This is a genomic window from Paludisphaera borealis, assembly GCF_001956985.1.
In the GTDB taxonomy this organism is placed as follows: domain Bacteria; phylum Planctomycetota; class Planctomycetia; order Isosphaerales; family Isosphaeraceae; genus Paludisphaera; species Paludisphaera borealis.
Window position 1 is genome coordinate 5,305,697 of record NZ_CP019082.1, and the last position, 17,559, is coordinate 5,323,255.

Here is a 17,559-nt window from a genome sequence, read left to right on the forward strand (position 1 = left end):
AGGGCGGGGCCGTCGCCGGGCCAAGACGCGTCCGAGCGACGGAACGCCGGGTCTCATGCGGGCGAGAGTGCGTTCGTGGGTGCCGGCGGCTGTTTGGGGAAGACGACGGTCATCGACGTGCCACGGTCGACCTCCGACTTGACGACGATCCGGCCGTGAAGCTGCGCGGTCAGCTCGCGGCAGATCGAGAGCCCCAATCCGTTGCCCTCGGTCTTGGAATGCTCGTCGCGGGGGAGCCGGAAGAACGGCTCGAAGATCCGCTCGTGCGACTCGGCGGGGACGCCCGGGCCGTCGTCGGCGACGGTCAGGCTCCATGAATCGCCGTCGGTCCGGGCCGAGACGGCGATGGTCCCGCCCGGCGGGGTGTACTTGATCGCGTTGGAGACGAGGTTGCCGAAAACCTGCTGGCAACGCGAGGCGTCGGTGACCACCTTGGCGTCGGGATGGACGGTGACGGCCTTCCATCCCTGGCCGCGACTGCGCGCGACCGGCCCGAACTGGCGATCGAGTTCGCCCACGATCGCGCCGATCGAGAACGTCCCCAGGCTGGGCGTCCGCGCCCCCCGGACCACCTCCGCGTAATCGAGGTAGCTGCGCGTGAGGAGGAGCAGTTCGTCGCAAAGTCCCATCATCGTCGTGACGTGGCCCATTTGCTCGGGAGAGATCGCATCGGGGCCGTCGGCGATCAAGAGGTCGAAGCCGGTGCGCAACGAAGCCAGCGGCCGGCAAAGCTCGTGGCTCAGGCTGCACAACAGCGTGTGCAACTCCTTGCGGTCGAACCGCATGTCGAGCGGCGCGGCCGAGGACGTTGAAGCGTGCGAGGGGGGGGGCTGGTCGAGATGCGCATCCATGGCAGACTCGTCGTCAGGAAGAACCGAGCCGGGCGCTCGAGGAGGGGTACGATCGCAGTCGAGGATTCACCTCGACGATCGCGGAGTTGGACTCCCCGGATCGTGCGCGATTCAAAACACGACGATCTGGTTGGCCAGCAGCGGGTGTCCGTCGGTGAGGTCGAGGACGGCCTGATGAGCAAGCTGCTTCGCATGGTAGGTGCGCGAGCGTCCTTCCAGGACGATCTGATCGTCGGAATAGACGACGCGCAGGTCGCGAATGCGTCCGTTGGAGGCGCGGTTGACATGCCCTTCGATGTACTGGGCGAGCTCCTGGTGCGTTCTGCCGAACTCGAACCGTGAATGCTCCGCGCTCAGGATTTGCATCGGCATGCCCGTCTCCTCATTTGATGATGCCAGCGAGCCGAAGAAAGCAGAGGCGACCGCGCGAACCACGATCTTTTTCAGCGACTGACGAGCAGATGGGAAGGGCGAGGCGAGCCGAGTCAAAGTCGAACGAAGGCCGGTCGTCCGTTCCCGAACCGAGGCGTATGCTCCGTCGTCCGATGAGAGATGGTCAGCGAAGACTCAGACGAAAAGGATGCCGGGTTGGTAATCCTCCAAACCTCAAGCATCCTCGAAATCCCAGCCTAACGCGGACCACGCCCCGCGTCAACTTATTCGCCCGACGGCGGCTCCATCGGCCTGCGGACCGGCCGGGACGCGGGGCCGACGGGCTGGCTCGGCGAATCCAACAGCTCGTCGGTCTGGATGATCGACTCGGCGAGCTTAGCCATCGGAATCCGCCGGTCCTGGCTCTGCCGTTGCAATAAACGGAACGCCTCGTTCTCACTCAACTCTTTGCGAGACATGAGGATGCCTTTGGCTCGCTCGATCAACTTGCGCTCGCGCAATGTGATCTTCAAGTGATCGACGTTTTCTTGCAGAACCTGGATCTCGCGGGCCCGGGCGATTGCGATCTCGACGGCCGCTTGCAGGCTCGGGGTGGTCATCGGCTTGAGCAGGTACGAGATCACGCCGTCCTCGACGGCCTGGTCGATCAGGTTGGGATGTCCATGCGCCGTCATGATGATCACCGGCGTGCCGGGGTCGTCGGCGATCTGCCGCGCGGCCGCCAGGCCGTCGAGGACGGGCATCTCAATATCCAGGAACACGGCGTCGGGCAGCGCGCGGCGGCAGATCTCGACGGCGCGCTGGCCGTCGTTGACCACCGCGATCACGTCGTACCCCAACGACTCCAGTTGATTCTGCAAACCCGTGGCGACCGCTTTCTCGTCGTCCGCGATCACGAATCGGTAAGGCCTAGTCATCGCCGTTCCTTCCTTCCCTCGGTCATCGAACGGAAAGTTCTCAGGGCAAGCGTCTCTAGCGAGTCACTTCAAATCTCGGGCCGTGCGCGAAAATCTTGGACGCTCTTTTTCACAACGGTTAGCGCCGGGTTGAGCGCGCGACCCGCGATCGACGCGACGTTGACTTTGGAATCCGGCTTTCCCACAATATTTCCCACGCATGGAGCGTCCGCCGAGGAGTGGATCGAGGGTGTTGGGACGACGTGGAGTTGGGACGACGTGACGCGACATCGTGTGACACTGCTTGGATTCGCGGATCTCGTCGTTGGCGACGAGTGGGAAAGCGCCCGGCGAACCGTCACGGAAACCGACGTGGTCCTCTTCGCCGGGCTCTCGGGCGACTTCAACCCGTTGCACGTCGATCACGACTGGTCGAAGAACGGTCCGTTCGGCAAACCCGTCGCCCACGGCCTGCTTGGACTCGCCCTCGCGGCCGGGTTGGCCAGCAACGCCCCGCGCGTGGACACAATCGCGTTTTTGGCGATTCTCGAATGGAAATTCTTGTTGCCGATCGCGTTCGGCGACACGCTCCGGGTGATCTCGACGATCGAGGCGATCCAGCCGCAGGCGCGGGGGCGTCGAGGCCTGGTGACCTGGCATCGACGGTTGCTGAATCAAGACGATCAACTCGTTCAAGAAGGTCGAACTCAAACGCTCGTGAGGGCGCGGTCGGTCTCCGACGGTGATTCCACGCCGCAAGAGTGATCGGTCGAACGTCGCGCGGCGTTTCTTCCGTTCCTCGCGAAATTCACCCTATTCCGTCATACGTCTTCCTACCGTCGTAATCAAGCTTTCCGATCTCCTTGCGAGTCGGTTTTCCCGCGCCGGGGGTGGGCGGGTCGCGTTTTATCGACTGGCGGCCGTCAGCCGATGTAGCCGAGCCCGCGCAGCCGCTCGCGGACCAGCTCGTCGTCGTCGGGGGCGTCGGCCGCGTCGGTCGGCGGCTGGGAGCCGCGTCCCGCCACGAGCGACTTCCCATGCGCGTCGGGCAGGGGGGCGTAGCCGCCGAGTTCGAGGAGCGTCGGGGCGATATCCAGCAGGTGGGCGTCGTGGATCTCGCCGATGGGGGCGAGTTGCGGACTCGCCAGGACGAACGCGCCGTGCTGGGCGTGGTTGCAGTCGTCCGGGCCGGCGTCGTTCTCGCGGGCGTGGATCGTCGGATAGCCCACGCCACCGATCGACCGCCACGACAGGCCGCCGAAGTGGACGATCAAATCGGGCGCGACGTTGCGGACGTCGCGGTAGACTTCCTCGGGCTTGAAGACGAGCGTCCCCAGCGGCTTGCCCTCGGCGTCGGTGGTCGCCTCGAACCGGGCTTTGACTTCGTCGCGGAACCGCTCGTAGTCGGCCGGCTCGATGGTCCCCTCGGGCTCGCGCCCCTTGACGTTCAGGAAGACGCGGGCGTGGTAGCCTCCCTCACTCCAGACCTTCGTCTTGCTCCAGTCGACGTCGAGCTTCGCCATCGGCGTGACTTGCTCGGGGTACGAATGAAGCGCGAGCAGACCTTCGCGGACCAGCCATTCGTTGACGCGGAAGCCGCCGTCCAGCCGCTTCGCGCCGTGGTCGGAGACGACCAGGACGACCGTGTCCTCGGAGAGCAAGTCGAGGACGCTCGCGAGCTGCTCGTCGAGGTGCAGGTAGTAGTCGCGGACGACGTCGGCGAACGGGCTGTTGGGCTCGTGGAGGACGTGCTCGGGGTCGTGATGCCGCCAGAAGGCGTGTTGGATGCGGTCGAGGCCGATCTCGACGAACTGGAAGTAGTCCCACGGCTCGTTTTCGAGGAAGTGCCGCGCAACGGTGAACTGCTTGCGGCTCATGTCGAGGAGGTCGTCGCGGATGCGGGCCTTGTCGGTGTTCCGAAAATCCTTGACGTCGACCGGATAGCGGCCGACCAGCCGTTCGATGGTCGCGGCGACTTCAGGCGGATAGGTGTAGTTCCCCTCGCTCGTGTCGGGCGTGAGGAGGCAGCCGACCGAGATGCCGTTCACCTCGCGCGCGGGGTAGCCGGGGGGGACGCTGATGAGGATCGACTTGCCCCCCTCGCGCGCCACCTGGTCCCAGACGGCTGGCGCGGTGATCGATCGCGAGTCGACGATCTCGAGATTCTTGTACGAGTGGTCGACGCGGTTGCGGAACCCGTAGACGCCCAGCGAGCCGGGGTCCTGGCCGGTCGCCATGCACATCCAGGCGGGGACGGTGATGGGGGGGACGACGCTCTTCAGCCGGCCGTGGCAGCCGATCTCCATGAGGCTCCGAATCGTGGACAGGCGGTCGTCCCCCAGGAGCAGTTCCGGCGTGGCGCCGTCGAGGCCGATCACGAGGATTTTCATGTTCCGAGCGAACTCCCTTCCATGAGCGGGCCCCGGGCGACTCCCAGAGCGTCCAGAATCGTCGGAGCGAGATCGGCCAACCGGGCGGAATCGCGGCGGAACGGCCGGTTCATGAACAGGACCCCGGGCGCGAGCGCGGGGTCGATGCAATGGTCGCCGGACCATTTCTTGGTGTTGTCCTCGTGGAGCGAGCCGGCCGCGACGCCCCCCATCGACGACGACCACGACACCCGATGCCCCGCCGCGTAGTTGACGATCACATCGGGCGCCTCGGCGACGAACGGTCCCGAATACACCTGCTCACGGGGCAGGGCGGAACGCACCGCGACCCGGCCGCGATCGTCGTCGCGGACGCCCGTCAGCTTTTCGGCGATCGTCCGCTTGAGCGCGTCGGCGTCGTCGGGACGCACGATCCCTTTTCCTTCGCGGCCCTGGAGGTTCAGGTACAGCCCGCTCAGGCCCATCGCGTAGGCCTGCGTCCGGCTCCAGTCGATCCCCCGCAAGAAGTCGCCGGCCTCGTGACCGGGCGCGAGGCCCGGCTGAAGCGCCAGGAGCCCCTGTTCGAGGAGCCACGAGTTGAGGTGGAACTGGCGCTGAAAGCTGCTGAAGCCGTGATCGCTGAGGACGATCAGCAGCGTGCGGTCGTCGCAATGGTCGAGCACCTGGCCGACGACCTCGTCGCCGCGTCGGTAATGGTCTTGGATCCCGCGTTCGAGGCCCGGAACCGGCGGCCGGCCGCGATTGGCCGGGTGCTCGGGCTCGCGGAAACGCCAGAGCATGTGTTGAACCCGATCGGGCGTGTCGAACAGGCAGTAGAAGAGGCCCGAGTCGAACCGCGCCAGCTCGTGTTCCATCATCGCCCGGCGCTCGCGCCAGGCGTCCTCGCACTGGGCCAGGAACGCCTCTTCCGAGATCCGCTCGTTGATCAGGCCGTTGTGATCCTCGACCATCCCGGTCGTGTAGAACTTGCCGATTTCGCCGGCGAGCTGGCGGGCGTACTCGGGGGGCGAGCTGATCGGGAACAGCGGGGCGGCGGGGTCGAAGTTGACCGGCGAGGCGTAGAGGATGATCGTGGGCTGAAACTGGATCAAATGGAACCGGACGATCCCATGGACCGACTGGAGCGGACCGACCTTGAACTTGACCTTGAGCCAGCCGCTCCACTGGCCTTCGCGGACCTGGATTTCGCGCGGTTCGCCGTTCGACCGGATCGTCAGGCCGTCCGGTTCGGGACCACGGACGAGCTGGATTTCGAGATGGCAGTCGGCGCGGGAGCGGGGATTGCGCGGGCCGATCAAGTGGGTGGCGACCGGGCCTCGGCCGTCGTCGACGATCGCGACGACGTTCTCGCTCTCGCGGGGGGCGGCGGCGGGGTCGGTCGTGTAATAGGTCGAGGTGCCGAAGCCGCCGCGGAGGTCGGGGACGCCCATGCCGGCGAGCAGGGTTCCGCGAAGCCGGTCGGGCGGGTACGTGCAGGGACATCGGAGGATCGTCGAGGGGATTCCGGCCGCCGAGAGCAAATCCCAGACGGTCGTCCCCCGGCGCTGGTTGACGGCCTTGGGGGGGAGCAGGGCGTTCTTCTGCTCGTAATGGTTCAGGCCGCTGTCGAGGGTGTAGCGGGCCGGGTCGCGGCGGAGGAAGTCGAAGACGCCGTGGCCGCCGGGATTGACGCCGGTGGCGAACGTCGACCAGGCCACGGGGGTCTGCGCGGGGCTCGTGGTGGCGATCCGCGCGACGCCCTCGCCGGAGGCGCTGCCGAGCCTCGCCAGGTTGGGCAGTTCGCCCGCCGCCAGCATCGCCTCGACGATGCTCGGTTCGAGGCCGTCGAGACCGATGACGACGACCTTACGGAGATTATGGTTTTTCAACAGATTCGGCCCGGCCGTGCGTCCGTGGTAAGTCATGCCCGGGCTGTTTTCGACGATCGCCGTTACATTTTCCCAGGCTTTCCAGGGTCAAGCGCCCTGAGCCTACCAGCCGTCCCGTTGCTCGGCAAGCTCGGATGCGAGGGCCGGGCGTCTCATGCGGCGCAGCCAGGATCGCCGCCCCTCGGCGGTCGGCCGCCCGAAATACAAGCCCGAAGCGCCAGCGAGTGAATCTACGGTGGGCATACGCCGATTCACTCGCCGGCGCTTCGGGCGTGTACCATCCTCCCGCCGTCGACGGCGCGCGAAAGGCGACGGTTTCAGGCGATTCCGTGTTAGAACGACACGCCGGGGACGGCGCGTTCCTTGTCGCTTTCCAGCTCGAAGAGTTGCGAGGGGGCGAAGCCCATCGCGTTGGCGACGAGGTTGGTGGGGAAGACCTCGCGGGCGGTGTTGTATTGCATGACGGCGTTGTTGAAGACCTGGCGGGTCGCGGCGATCTGGTTCTCGGTTCCGCTCAGCTCTTGCTGGAGCGCCAGCATGTTCTGGTTGGCCTTGAGGTCTGGGTAGGCTTCGGCGACAGCGAACAGGCGGCCGAGCACGCCGTTGAGCTGGGTTTCGGCGGCGGCCAGCCCGGCCATCGACGACGGGTCGCCGGGGTTGGCGGCGGCGGTCCGGCTGGCGGCGAGGGCCGAGTTCCGCGCCTGCACGACCGCTTCGAGCGTCTGTCGCTCGTGGGTCAGGTAGCCCTTGGCGGTCTCGATCAGATTCGGGATCAGGTCGTACCGCCGCTTGAGCTGGACGTCGATCTGGCTGAAAGCCGTCTTGTAGCGGTTGCGGAGCGAGACCAGGCTGTTGTACGCGCCGGCGACCCAGCCCAGGGCCAGCACGACGACGACGGCCACGACGATCAGAATGCCCGTGATTCCCGAAAACATGGATGCAGTTCCTTGTTCGTGGTGGATTCGCGACCGCGACGTCCTCCGATCTTGCGACCCGGCCAACCCGCGTTCAAGTCGGAAGTCCGCTCAATTGCGCGAATTGTGGGGGAGCCGGCCGAGTTTGCGGCGCGATTTCGGGTCGTCGTCAGGCTCGCGTTCCCAGGAACCCGGCTCTTGATTAGAATCCCCCGCTCCGAGGTCAGGACGACCTTCGGCAACGTCGTCAGTAGGAAGGGAATCCGAACGAATGCACCGTCTGTCGCGGAGGCAGTGGGCGGCGGTTGCGACGTCCGCTCTCGTCTCCGGCTTTTCCGGTTGCGCCTCGATGCGTCGCAACGCCCCCTCGCCCGATCTGCGTCCGTGCTCGGACGATTTCGTGTACACGAGGGACGGCTGGCGGCTGGGAGTGCGCCATTACCGGCCGAAGCGACCCGACCCGGGCAAGCTGCCGGTGATCCTCTGCCACGGCCTCGGCCTGAACGCCACCTTCTGGACGATTACCGACGATCATCTCCCCTCGCAACTCGCGGCAAAGGGCTACGAGGTTTACGTCTTCGACCTCCGGGGCTCGGGCGAGAACGCCCGGCTGGGCGTTTGCGATCGGCTCAACCGGTTCTTGCGCGAGACGCCGCTCCGAGAGCGCGGGGAGTCGTTCTGGTCGGTCGATGATCTAGTTCGCAACGACGTGCCGGCGGTCCTCGAATACGTCGAGCGCGACTCGGGCCGGCGGTCGGTCAACTGGGTCGGCCACAGCCTCGGGGGGATGCTCATGTTCCCCTATCTTCAGCTCACCTCCGAGCCCGACCGGATCGCCAACTTCGTCGGCATGGGCAGCACGATCATCCAGGCGACGATTCCTCAGAAAGACATGATCCGCGCCAACGCCGGGATTCGAGGACTCTTGACCGTCGCCAGCGCCGGCCGGCTCGGCAGGCCGCTGACCTACTTCCGGATGCCGGGCATGGACCTGATCGACCGCTTCTATTACACGGCCGAGAACGTCGACCCCCGGACCGTCTCGCGGTTCTACGGCTACACGCTCGAAGACCCCGGCCCCGGCGCGCTCCGGCAGTTCGCGCCCTATCTTCGCAACGGCCACCTGCTCTCGGCCGACGAACGCATCGACTACGCGGAGCACCTCCCCGAGGTGCTCACGCCGACCCTGATGATCGCCGGAAGCAGCGACCTGATCTCGGACGTCCCGTCGACGCGGATGACCTTCAACGCGCTGGGGAGTCCGGACAAGTCGCTGCTGATCTTCGGCAAGGAGCAGGGGAGCCAGGGCGAGTACGGCCACTGCGACCTCGTCTGGAGCAAGCACGCGCCCGTCGAGGTTTTTCCGGCCGTGATCAAGTGGCTCGACGCCCGCCAGCCCGGCCCGCCGCCGAGCGCGCAGAGCCCGTCGCCCAGCCCGCAGGCGTCGACCCGCTCGACGCTCCCCGCGTGGGTGTCACCGACTCCCCAGTAGATCGTCGATGCAGAACCGCGACCAGGTCTCGAACTCCTCGCGGGCCGACGCCAGATCGGCGACCGGGACGAACCGGGAATCGGCCAGCCCGGCCTCGCGTGGGGCGACGAGCGGATTCTCCAGATCGTAGATGTGGACGACTCCCAGGTGGACCGAGCCGACGGGCGTCGAGTCGTCGTTGATGAGGCCGGCGAGCTTCATCGTCCCCCGGCTGCGGATGTCGACTTCCTCATCCAGCTCGCGGCGCATGGCCGTGTCGTAGGCTTCGCGCCCGCAGCGGCCCTCCGCGTCGGCCTCGTCGACGTGCCCGCCGACCCCCAGCGACCGCAGCCGGTGCAGCCGCGCCTCGCCCTGCGACTTGCCCCTCGTGTAACTGAACACCGCGTCGCCGGCGCGGAGGACGACGTACGGGATGATCTGCTTCCAGCTCGGATCGTCCTCGACCTCCGACCGTGGCCGATACGACATCAGCTCGGGCGTCAGCAAGACCGACAGATACCGCTCGGCGTCGGCGTGAAACCCCTGAAACCTTCCCAGCCGGTCCAGCTCAGAAGCGGGAACCACCAGCACGCGCTCACTTGAAGTCGAACTCACGACGAGGCCTCGCACGGGAACAAAGAACCAAGAACGAGGCTATTCTACCACGTCTCGGCCCCCCTCGCCGAACACACCGGACGCCGCTCCGGGCAAGCGAGGATTTTTGACGTTTTTTTATCGTTCGGCTCTCACCGCCTTGGTACTTTCATGTATCGATTGCTGACGAGCGTGGTTGGCTCGCCGGAGACATGAGAACAACATCGAGCGGTGAGGAGCACGGCCATGCGACGTCGAACGTCCCTGCATCGTGGTGCCGGAAGACTGACCCGAGTTCGATCCACCTCCTGCCAGACGACTCTCCTCGCGGCCGCGCTGGTCGCAACGCTCGCCGCTATCGGCGGTTCGCCGGCCTGCCTGGCCGGACCAGCGCCCGACGTCGCCTTGTGGGTCGGCGAACAGGTGATCGTTCGGCCCGGCGCCGTCCTGCTGGTTGACGGCAAGCCCATCGACGATGAAGTCCCCGCCAAGAATCCGGCTCGCGGAAAGGCCGCGTGTGGGTTTCGGATCTACAAAGTCGAGAAGGTCGACGGATCGTCTTTCTTGCTGACGGCTGAGGACTCGGGCGCGAAACAGTCGGTCGAGATCGGCGACGTCGTCCGGCTCGCACGGATGATCGAGGACATCACCGACCTGATCGACGCCAGCCCGGGGGACGCAGAGAATTACCTGTGGCGAGGGTTCGTCCAACTCAAGCGAGCCGAACTTGAGAAGGCGATCGCCGACTTCGACGAGGCGATCCGTCTCGATCCCGGAAATGCCGTTCCCTATCTCGGCCGCGGCAATGCCTGGGCTGAGAAGAACGAATACGACAAGGCGATCGCCGATTACGGCGAGGCGATCCGCATCGATCCGGGTTGCGCAGCCGCCTATGCCAACCAGGGCGACGCCTGGTCGGATAAGCACGAGTTCGAGAAGGCGGTCGGCGACTACACCGAGGCCATCCGCCTTGATCCCGAGCGAGCGAAAAACTACACGCTCCGCGGCGACGCCTGGGCTTCGATGGGTGAGTGGGACAAGGCGATTGCGGATTGCAGCGAGGCGATCCGCCTCGATCCCGCGGACCCGGACAATTACAGCGCCCGAGGCGACGCCCGGGCTGACAAGCAGGACTTCGAGTCGGCGATCGTCGACTATAACGAGGCGATCCGCCTCGATCCCACAAACGCCGGTCTCCATAGATCACGCGGCAGCGCCTGGTCCGAATTGAAGGATTTTGACAAGGCGATCACCGACTACGGCGAGGCGATCCGGCTCAATCCATTGGCGGCGGTCTTCTATAGTTTGCGCGCGATGGCCTGGTCTGCAAAGCGAGACGATGACAGAGCGATCGCCGACTACACCGACGCGATCCGCCTCGATCCGGCGGATGCGATCGCCTACAGCTTGCGCGGCCTGGCCTGGGAATCGAAGAAAGAGTACGACAAGGCGATCGCCGATTTCAGCGAAGCGATTCGCCTCGATCCCGCGGACGTCGGCAACTACAGTTCTCGCGGCAGGGTCTGGTCCAGAAAGAAAGAGTCCGACAAGGCGATCGCCGACTACACCGATGCGATTCGACTTGATCCTGCGGTCGCCGAAAACTACAGGTCCCGCGGCATGGATTGGTCCGAGAAGGGCGACCTCGACAGAGCGATCGCCGATTTCAGCGAAGCGATTCGCCTCGATCCCGCGGACGCCTACGCCTACCACTTTCGCGGCAGCACCTGGTCCAGCAAGAAGGAGTACGACAAGGCGATCGCCGACTACACCGAGGCGATCCGACTCGCTCCGAAGGACGGATTCAACTTCAATGCACGCGGCTGGACTTGGTCTCGAAAAAAGGAGTACGACAAGGCGATCGCCGACTTCACCGACGCGATCCGCCTCGATCCGACGGATGGATTCAACTTCGATGCGCGCGGCAGGGCTTGGGCCGATAAGAAGGAGTACGACGAGGCGATCGCCGACTACACCGAGGCGATCCGACTCGATCCCGAGCATTCGCCCGCTTACAACGGCCGCGCCTGGATCTGGGCGACCGCGCTCGACGACAAGGCACGCGACGGCAAACGTGCTGTCGAATCGGCGATGCGCGCCTGTGAGATCAACGAATGGAACCGGCCCGACGACCTGGAAGCGCTCGCCGCCGGTTACGCCGAGACGGGCGACTTCGCCTCGGCGGTGAAGTGGGAAGAGAAGGCGATCGAGCTCCTGGGCGAAGACCGCGAGGCCAGGAAGCCCGAGTTTCGCAATCGCCTGGACCTGTACCGCGACAAGAAGCCCTATCGCCAGAAGCCGTCGCCGTGAGGGAAGCGCCGCGTCGAGCGGCACCTCCTCCGGGGCGGCTTTGAGCCGTTCCGATCAATGCCGGAACAGGAACTCCTTGGAGTTGATGAGGACCCAGCCGAGGTCTTCGGTGGCGGAGCGGAGATCCTTGGCGGCTTTCAGGTGTTTGACGGCGGCTTCGAGTTCGGCGGCGTTGGGGGCGCGGCCGAGGGCGACGAGGTAAAGCTCCTGGGTGATCGCCTCGGGGGGCTTGCCGCTCTTGGCGAGCAGGGCGATCCGGCCGTTGTCGTCGTGGAGCTTGCCGTTGACGGTCGCGCCGCCGATGAGCTGGAGGGCCTGCGACAGGTTCGAGTCGCTCTCGCGCTCGCATTCGCAGGCCAGCTCGCGGGCCGGTCGGCCGAACGTCTTGAGGAACGGGTTGTCCATCTTGCCGTCGGGAATCTGCGTGGCGCGGGCGCCCTTGGGAAGGCCGTCGAAGGTCGTCGTCGTGCCGGTCACGACCGAGATGGCGTCGAGCAAGACCTCGGCGGGCAACAGCTTGGTCGTGGCGTGCGAGAAGTAGATCGCGTCGTCGGCGTTGAGCTTGTTGGTCGTCGCCGAGAACTGGTAGGTCCGGCTCAGGAGGATCGTCCGGATCAGCGACTTGAGGTTGTAGCCGCCGGCGACGAAGCCCTTGGTCAGGCCGTTGAGCAGGTCGTCGTTCGAAGCGGGGTTCGAGTCGCGGAAGTCGTCGACGGGTTCGACGATCCCCCGGCCCATCAGGTGATACCAGATCCGGTTGACGAGGCTCTTGGCGAAGAACGGGTTGTCGGCGGCCGTCAGCCAGGAGGCGAGCCGGGCGCGGCGGTCGGTCTTGGCGTCGTCGAGCACTGGGCCGCCGAGGGCCTTCGGGGGCATCACCTTACCGGTCCGGGGCTGGCGGACGTCGCCCGCGCCGGTGGAGAAGACGACCTCTTCCTCGGGCAGCCCGCCGGGCTTGCGGCCGACCTGCGAGAAGAAGGCGGCGAAGCCGTAGTAGTCGTCCTGCGTCCACTTCTCGAACGGGTGGTTGTGGCACTTGGCGCACTGGATGCGGACGCCCAGGAAGAGCTGGGCGGTCGTCTCGACCGAGCTTTCGGGGTCGCGGCTGATCCGGTAGTAGTTGGTCGCGGGGTTCGAGTAGGTCGAGCCGTCGGCCGCCAGCAGCATGCGGACGAACTCGTCCATCGGCATCCCGCGTTCGAGGGCCGACCGAATCCAGCGGTGGAAGACGTAGGCCCCCTTGGGCTGGATCAACCGGCCGTTGGAGCGGAGCACGTCGGCGAACTTGAGCGCCCAGAAGTCGTAGAACTCGGGGCGTTCGAGCAGGCGGTCGACGACCTTGGCCCGGCGGTCTGCCGATTTATCGCTCAGGAACGCCGAGGTCTCCTCGGGCGTGGGAAGCGCCCCGACGACGTCGAGGTAGGCGCGGCGGATGAACTCGGCGTCGGTGCAGCTTTCGGACGGAGCGATGCGGATGCGGTTGAGCTTCTCGTAGACCGCGCGGTCGACGACGCTGTCTTGCGGGACCTGGGCGACCTGGAAGCCCGGGACCTCGATCAGATGCGTGAGCCGGATGATGGCGACCAGGCTCAGGTAGTGGGCGATCACGGCGACCTCGCCGCGGTTCTTGAAGACGACGTGGGCGTCGGCGTCGACCTCGGCGATGTCGGGGCTGGACGAGTCGTAGTAGCAGATCGGCGTCACGTCGCGCTGGGAGCCGTCGGACAGGGTCAGCAGGACGGCGAGCTGCTGGGACTTCGCCGGGGCGTTGAGGACCCGGTCGCTGGGGACGATCTCAAGCTTGACGGGCTGGACGCCGCCCGGGTCGTCGTGCGCGCCCTCGGCGATCCAGTCGCGGAGGAACTCGAAGCTCTTGGACGTCCGCTTCAACCGCAGGCCCCCTTCGTGGGGGACTTCGCCGAGCGGCTTGCGGAGGGTGACGCTGGTGTCGGCGGCGAAGGTGTTGATCCGCCGGCCGCCGGACTCGCGGGTCAGGGTGGTGAAATCCTGGTCGGGCAGGTAGCCGCGGAGGCTGAGCTTGAAGCCCCCCTTGCCGGTCGGCGTGCCGTGGCAGGCGCCCGTGTTGCAACCCGCCTGGCTGAGCACGGGCATCACGTCGCGGCGGAAGCTCACCGGCGCGGGCTTGTCGAGCCCCTGCACCTGGACTGTCGTCGAGACCTCGACGCTCCCCCGCCGGGCGGTGATCACCGCCTTGCCGTTGCCGTGCGGAACCACCCGTCCGGTGTGGGACACGACGGCCACCGCCGGATCGGCGCTGGTCCATTCGAGGGCGTGGGTGAGGTCGCGGACGCCGTCGGGATACGTGCCGGTCACGATCAACTGGCGAGTGGCGCGGCGGCCGACGAGCGTGGCGTCGGCCGGGCTGATCGCCAGTGAAGCGGGCGTTCCGACGAGGGCGTCCTTGTCGTCGCCTCGGACGTCGATCGAGAAGGCCGCGAGGATTCCAGCGGCCGCGAGGAGTGTTCCCAGGACTTTCCGATCTCGGGTTCCAGGCATGGCGATCAATCCTTCTGATCGGAGCTACGGCGAGCGAGGGCCGTATTCGGGCGGAGAAACCGGTGGACGTCGGGGTCGCAAGCAGTCAGTGGGGCAGCGCATCCGACAGCAACGTCGGACACGACTACGGCAATTGTTTAACAACGTACCAACAGCGGCAAGAAATTTCAAGGAAAGTGCAACAATTTTCTCCGATCGTAGCGACTCGGCAAGACGGGTGGGCTTGCGTTGATCGGCGGAAGCGCTAAAATGAGGTGTTGGCTGCGGCTTGAGGCACGCTTGCCATGCGCCGACGCCTGTCGAAGAAGCCGACCCTGGGCCGTTCGCCCAAAAGGTCGGGCCGTCCGAATTCTCCAGAACCGTGTGATAGACTAAAGTCGAGAGTCGGCTGGCGAGCCTGCGCGAGGGCTCAAGCTCCGCGGGTCGAGGAGATGCGCGGTTGGTTTGGACGAGGAGGTCGGCCCCAAAGGGATGGGGCTGGCGGCGTTGTCAAGGAGGATGGACGTGATGGTCGTTCGCAATTGGAGCGGCGCGGCGCGGTTCGGCTTGCCCGGCTTGATCTTGGGAGTCGCCGTCTCCTGGGTCGGCGGGGCGCGAGGTCCGGAAGCGGCGGCCCAGACTGGGGCGGGGGGAGACTCATCGATACCAGCGATCCAGCCGCAGCGACCTCACGATCCGACCCGCGCGCCGCAACCGCAAGGGCAGGCGCGTCCGCTGGCTTCGGGCGAAGCCGGCGGCACGATGGCGTTCGTGACCTCGCCGGGAGGGACCGCGCAGTGGCTGTACCTGATCGACACCAAGACGCGGGCGTTCGCCGTCTACCGGGTCGATCCCACCAACACCAAGGGCGTGGTCAAGCTCGAAGCCGCTCGGCAGTATCAGTACGACCTGAAGCTGGAGCACTATAACAATCAACCGCCGGAGCCCAGCGCCATCGAAGCGACGGTGAAGGCCCTTTCGCAGACCGGACGATCATCGGGGGACCGCTAGCCGCGCGCACAGGGTTGGTCGCGGTCTCCAGCTCACTTGGAATCGACCCAACCACGGCCGAGTCTCGGCCGATCTCGACCGCGAGGACCATGTCCAATGGCACAATTTTACACGCTTGAAGAAGCCGCCCGCGTCTTGGGGATGAGTCCCGACGAGTTGACGGAGAAAGCTCAACAGCGCGACATCCGGGCGTTCCTCGACGGCGGGACCTGGCGGTTCCGGGTCGTCGACGTCGACGAGTTGGCCCGGCGCCGCGGTCTGGGGAGCGACGCCGAGCTGCGGCTCTCGGACCTCGAAGTTCCGGCCGTCTCCAGTGGCGCCGACCTGGAAGACCTCGACCTCTCCGAGTTCCAGCTCGGCGTGGCCAGGCCCGACCTCGGCGCCGAGACCATGCACTTCGCGATCCCCGGCGACAAGCCGACCGCCGAGTCCGGCTCGGACCACGACCTGATGTTCGACGACCTCTCGCTCCCCCCCAACCCGGTGACCGGCTCGAGCTCGGTGATCATCGGCATGCAGTCGTCCGGCAAGCGGCCGAGCGATTCCGACGTCCGGCTGGTCCCGGAACAGTTCAAGGGGGCCAGCGACTCCGACGTCCGGCTCGCCTCGCCCGACCCGGACCGCAGGCTCCTGAGCGACTCGGACGTGACCCTCATCAAGGACGACACTTCCGAGCACAACTTCCTCACCTCGGGCTCGGGCGACACCGCCGTGCGGCCCAGCCCGGTGGTCGGCTCGTCGGCGGAAGTCCCCGCCGGCAGCGCCGACGACAGCGACTTCGAACTCAATCCGTCGAGCGACCTGGTCGACGTCCTCTCGCCCGAGTCGGGCAGCGACTTCGAGCTGAGCGCCCTTGACCAGAGCGACGAGTTCGAGGCCACCCCGATGCGTCCGAGCGACTCGGACGTCACGGCCGCCGACCCCAACCTCTCGGGCATCAACCTGTCGCGGCCCAGCGACTCGGGGATCAACCTCCAGGGCGTCGGCAACTTCAACCTCGGCGGCGATTCCATCGAACTCGCCCCCCTGAGCGGCGACGAGGTCCCCACCTCGAAGTCCAAGCCCGCCCCCAAGGCGGCGCCGGGCAAGGCAAAGCCATCGCTGGCCGCCACGCCTCCTCCGGTGATCGGCAGGGGCGAGAAGGACATCTTCGACGACACCGACTTCGAGGTCGACGCGGCGCTCGACGACGAGTCGGACGACAGGACCATGCAGCTTCCGACCGGCGGCAGCGACTTCGACATCGAAGACAGCGACAGCGGCTCGGAGGTCTTCGCGATCGACGAGGAAGACGTCGATCAGAACGCCGCGACCGCGATGGCGCCCTCGGCCTTCGCCGATGACGACGATGATGAAGACGACGACGGCTTCGACGATGCCGTCTCCAGCGAGATGGCCACCTCGTGGTCTTCGGACGACTCGCCCAGCGGCGCCTCGTCGACTCCCGCCATGGTGATCTCCCGCGAGGCCGCCGTCGATTGGGACGGCCTTTCCGTCGGGCTCCTGGCCGCCGCCAGCCTGTTCATCTTCTTCGCGGCCTTCATCGCGCAAGACCTGGTCCGCAACCTTTACGACTTCAACGAGGGGGGCGTCGCCTCGGGCCTCGTCCGGTCGATCTCCGGCATGCTCTTCAGTTGAGCCGACCTGGGCTTGCCCCCGGCGGCCGAATCCGGTAATACGACGTCGCGATCACCTTCGCGCGACTACCACGACGACCCGCTTTCCGCCCTGTTCCGGGCGAAAGCGGGTCGCTTCACGTTCCTCGGCCGTCGCCCCGCGATCGTTTCCGAAAGGACTCGGGACGGATGATCCGTGCGCTCCGCCTCGTCGCAACGCCGATCCTCGCACTCGTTCTGGCCTCGGCGCTGCCCGGCTGCCAGTTCGGGGCCCGTCGCCAGCTTGACGAGTGCCGTCGCCTCAGCCAGACCCTGCGCTCCCAGAACGACCAGCTCAAGGACCAGATGCTGGCCTACCGCAACCAGAACCAGGATTTCTCCGAGCGCGCCGTGGACGACGCCCGCCGACTCTCTCAGCAGGACGAGGCCATCGAGCGGCTGGAACGCAGCGTGCAAGCCTACCAGGGCGAGCGCGACGAGCTTCAAGCCGCCTTCAGCGAGCTTCGCGACAGTCTCCCCGCCACCATCCGCGCCGCCTCGTCGCCGTCCGGTACTCGCGTCCAGGCCGCCCGCGATCCCGACGACGCACCCAAGCCGCGCGAGTTCAGGGTTCCGTCGCGAGCCCGCGCCGAGACCGATGACGACGACGAGTCGGAGCGGCGGACGGGCTGGGCGCCGGCAGTCGACGAGCCCGCGTCCGACCCGGGCCCGACGCACGCCGCCCCTTGACTTGCGGTCGCCGCGGCTCG

The 17,559-nt window shown here is 66.4% G+C and carries 14 protein-coding genes; 6 read left to right on the forward strand and 8 right to left on the reverse strand.

Going from position 1 to position 17,559, the window contains the following annotated elements; genetic code table 11:
- Nucleotides 1–53: 53 nt before the first annotated feature.
- The 3 genes from BSF38_RS20485 to BSF38_RS20495 form a co-directional block, all read right to left on the reverse strand.
- Nucleotides 54–851 carry a sensor histidine kinase gene (locus BSF38_RS20485; protein WP_076348745.1) on the reverse strand — a complete coding sequence of 266 codons (798 nt, stop codon included), beginning with the start codon at nt 849–851 and terminating at the stop codon, nt 54–56.
- Between the two features lie 111 nt (nt 852–962).
- Entirely contained in the window at nt 963–1,223 is a 261-nt protein-coding gene (locus tag BSF38_RS20490) for a hypothetical protein (protein WP_076348747.1), read from the reverse strand.
- Between the two features lie 284 nt (nt 1,224–1,507).
- The gene (locus tag BSF38_RS20495) at nt 1,508–2,161 is read right to left on the reverse strand and encodes an ANTAR domain-containing response regulator (protein ID WP_076348749.1); all 654 of its coding nucleotides are present in this window, start codon (nt 2,159–2,161) and stop codon (nt 1,508–1,510) included.
- A 258-nt stretch (nt 2,162–2,419) separates the two neighbouring features.
- Between BSF38_RS20495 and BSF38_RS20500 the strand changes: the two genes are divergently transcribed.
- Nucleotides 2,420–2,905, forward strand: coding sequence for a MaoC family dehydratase (locus BSF38_RS20500; protein ID WP_076348751.1), 486 nt, complete (start codon nt 2,420–2,422; stop codon nt 2,903–2,905).
- 158 nt (nt 2,906–3,063) lie between these two features.
- On the opposite strand, the gene BSF38_RS20505 is transcribed toward BSF38_RS20500, so the two are convergent.
- The 3 genes from BSF38_RS20505 to BSF38_RS20515 all read right to left on the reverse strand — a co-directional run bounded on the left by BSF38_RS20505 (nt 3,064) and on the right by BSF38_RS20515 (nt 7,333).
- On the reverse strand, nt 3,064–4,530 hold the full coding sequence (locus tag BSF38_RS20505; RefSeq protein WP_076348753.1) for an alkaline phosphatase family protein: 1,467 nt from the start codon (nt 4,528–4,530) through the stop codon (nt 3,064–3,066).
- Nucleotides 4,527–6,434: an alkaline phosphatase family protein gene (locus BSF38_RS20510; RefSeq protein ID WP_076348755.1), complete on the reverse strand. Its 1,908-nt coding sequence runs from the start codon at nt 6,432–6,434 to the stop codon at nt 4,527–4,529. Before BSF38_RS20510 ends, BSF38_RS20505 begins: the two co-directional genes overlap by 4 nt.
- 296 nt (nt 6,435–6,730) lie before the next feature.
- Nucleotides 6,731–7,333, reverse strand: a complete 603-nt coding sequence (locus BSF38_RS20515; protein WP_076348757.1) for a LemA family protein — start codon at nt 7,331–7,333, stop codon at nt 6,731–6,733.
- Nucleotides 7,334–7,583: 250 nt separating this feature from the next.
- Between BSF38_RS20515 and BSF38_RS20520 the strand changes: the two genes are divergently transcribed.
- The gene (locus BSF38_RS20520; protein ID WP_083713123.1) at nt 7,584–8,804 is read left to right on the forward strand and encodes an alpha/beta fold hydrolase; all 1,221 of its coding nucleotides are present in this window, start codon (nt 7,584–7,586) and stop codon (nt 8,802–8,804) included.
- Here the strand turns inward: BSF38_RS20520 and BSF38_RS20525 are convergent.
- Nucleotides 8,787–9,398, reverse strand: coding sequence for an NUDIX domain-containing protein (locus BSF38_RS20525; RefSeq protein ID WP_076348761.1), 612 nt, complete (start codon nt 9,396–9,398; stop codon nt 8,787–8,789). The genes BSF38_RS20520 and BSF38_RS20525 overlap by 18 nt on opposite strands.
- Nucleotides 9,399–9,623: 225 nt before the next feature.
- Here BSF38_RS20525 and BSF38_RS20530 point away from each other — a divergent pair, with 225 nt between their 5' ends.
- Nucleotides 9,624–11,687, forward strand: a complete 2,064-nt coding sequence (locus BSF38_RS20530) for a tetratricopeptide repeat protein (protein ID WP_083713124.1) — start codon at nt 9,624–9,626, stop codon at nt 11,685–11,687.
- 54 nt (nt 11,688–11,741) lie between these two features.
- On the opposite strand, the gene BSF38_RS20535 is transcribed toward BSF38_RS20530, so the two are convergent.
- Nucleotides 11,742–14,204 (reverse strand): DUF1549 domain-containing protein, encoded by a 2,463-nt coding sequence (locus BSF38_RS20535; RefSeq protein ID WP_083713125.1) that lies wholly within the window; start codon nt 14,202–14,204, stop codon nt 11,742–11,744.
- A 507-nt stretch (nt 14,205–14,711) separates the two neighbouring features.
- Here BSF38_RS20535 and BSF38_RS20540 point away from each other — a divergent pair.
- The 3 genes from BSF38_RS20540 (at nt 14,712) to BSF38_RS20550 (ending at nt 17,539) form a co-directional block, all read left to right on the forward strand.
- A complete protein-coding gene (locus tag BSF38_RS20540) occupies nt 14,712–15,194 on the forward strand; it encodes a hypothetical protein (protein ID WP_076351209.1) in 483 nt (160 codons plus the stop codon).
- A gap of 96 nt (nt 15,195–15,290) precedes the next feature.
- Nucleotides 15,291–16,832, forward strand: a complete 1,542-nt coding sequence (locus BSF38_RS20545; protein WP_076348765.1) for a helix-turn-helix domain-containing protein — start codon at nt 15,291–15,293, stop codon at nt 16,830–16,832.
- A 167-nt stretch (nt 16,833–16,999) separates the two neighbouring features.
- Nucleotides 17,000–17,539, forward strand: coding sequence for a hypothetical protein (locus tag BSF38_RS20550; protein ID WP_076348767.1), 540 nt, complete (start codon nt 17,000–17,002; stop codon nt 17,537–17,539).
- The last annotated feature ends 20 nt before the right edge of the window (nt 17,540–17,559 follow it).

Excerpts from the sequence above, each read along its gene's own strand:
- BSF38_RS20485 (WP_076348745.1), bottom strand. The coding sequence starts at position 851 with ATGGATGCGCATCTCGACCAGCCCCCCCCCTCGCACGCTTCAACGTCC.
- BSF38_RS20490 (WP_076348747.1), bottom strand. The coding sequence starts at position 1,223 with ATGCCGATGCAAATCCTGAGCGCGGAGCATTCACGGTTCGAGTTCGGC.
- BSF38_RS20495 (WP_076348749.1), bottom strand. The coding sequence starts at position 2,161 with ATGACTAGGCCTTACCGATTCGTGATCGCGGACGACGAGAAAGCGGTC.
- BSF38_RS20505 (WP_076348753.1), bottom strand. The coding sequence starts at position 4,530 with ATGAAAATCCTCGTGATCGGCCTCGACGGCGCCACGCCGGAACTGCTC.
- BSF38_RS20510 (WP_076348755.1), bottom strand. The coding sequence starts at position 6,434 with ATGACTTACCACGGACGCACGGCCGGGCCGAATCTGTTGAAAAACCAT.
- BSF38_RS20515 (WP_076348757.1), bottom strand. The coding sequence starts at position 7,333 with ATGTTTTCGGGAATCACGGGCATTCTGATCGTCGTGGCCGTCGTCGTC.
- BSF38_RS20520 (WP_083713123.1), top strand. The coding sequence starts at position 7,584 with ATGCACCGTCTGTCGCGGAGGCAGTGGGCGGCGGTTGCGACGTCCGCT.
- BSF38_RS20530 (WP_083713124.1), top strand. The coding sequence starts at position 9,624 with ATGCGACGTCGAACGTCCCTGCATCGTGGTGCCGGAAGACTGACCCGA.
- BSF38_RS20535 (WP_083713125.1), bottom strand. The coding sequence starts at position 14,204 with ATGCCTGGAACCCGAGATCGGAAAGTCCTGGGAACACTCCTCGCGGCC.
- BSF38_RS20540 (WP_076351209.1), top strand. The coding sequence starts at position 14,712 with ATGGTCGTTCGCAATTGGAGCGGCGCGGCGCGGTTCGGCTTGCCCGGC.
- BSF38_RS20545 (WP_076348765.1), top strand. The coding sequence starts at position 15,291 with ATGGCACAATTTTACACGCTTGAAGAAGCCGCCCGCGTCTTGGGGATG.
- BSF38_RS20550 (WP_076348767.1), top strand. The coding sequence starts at position 17,000 with ATGATCCGTGCGCTCCGCCTCGTCGCAACGCCGATCCTCGCACTCGTT.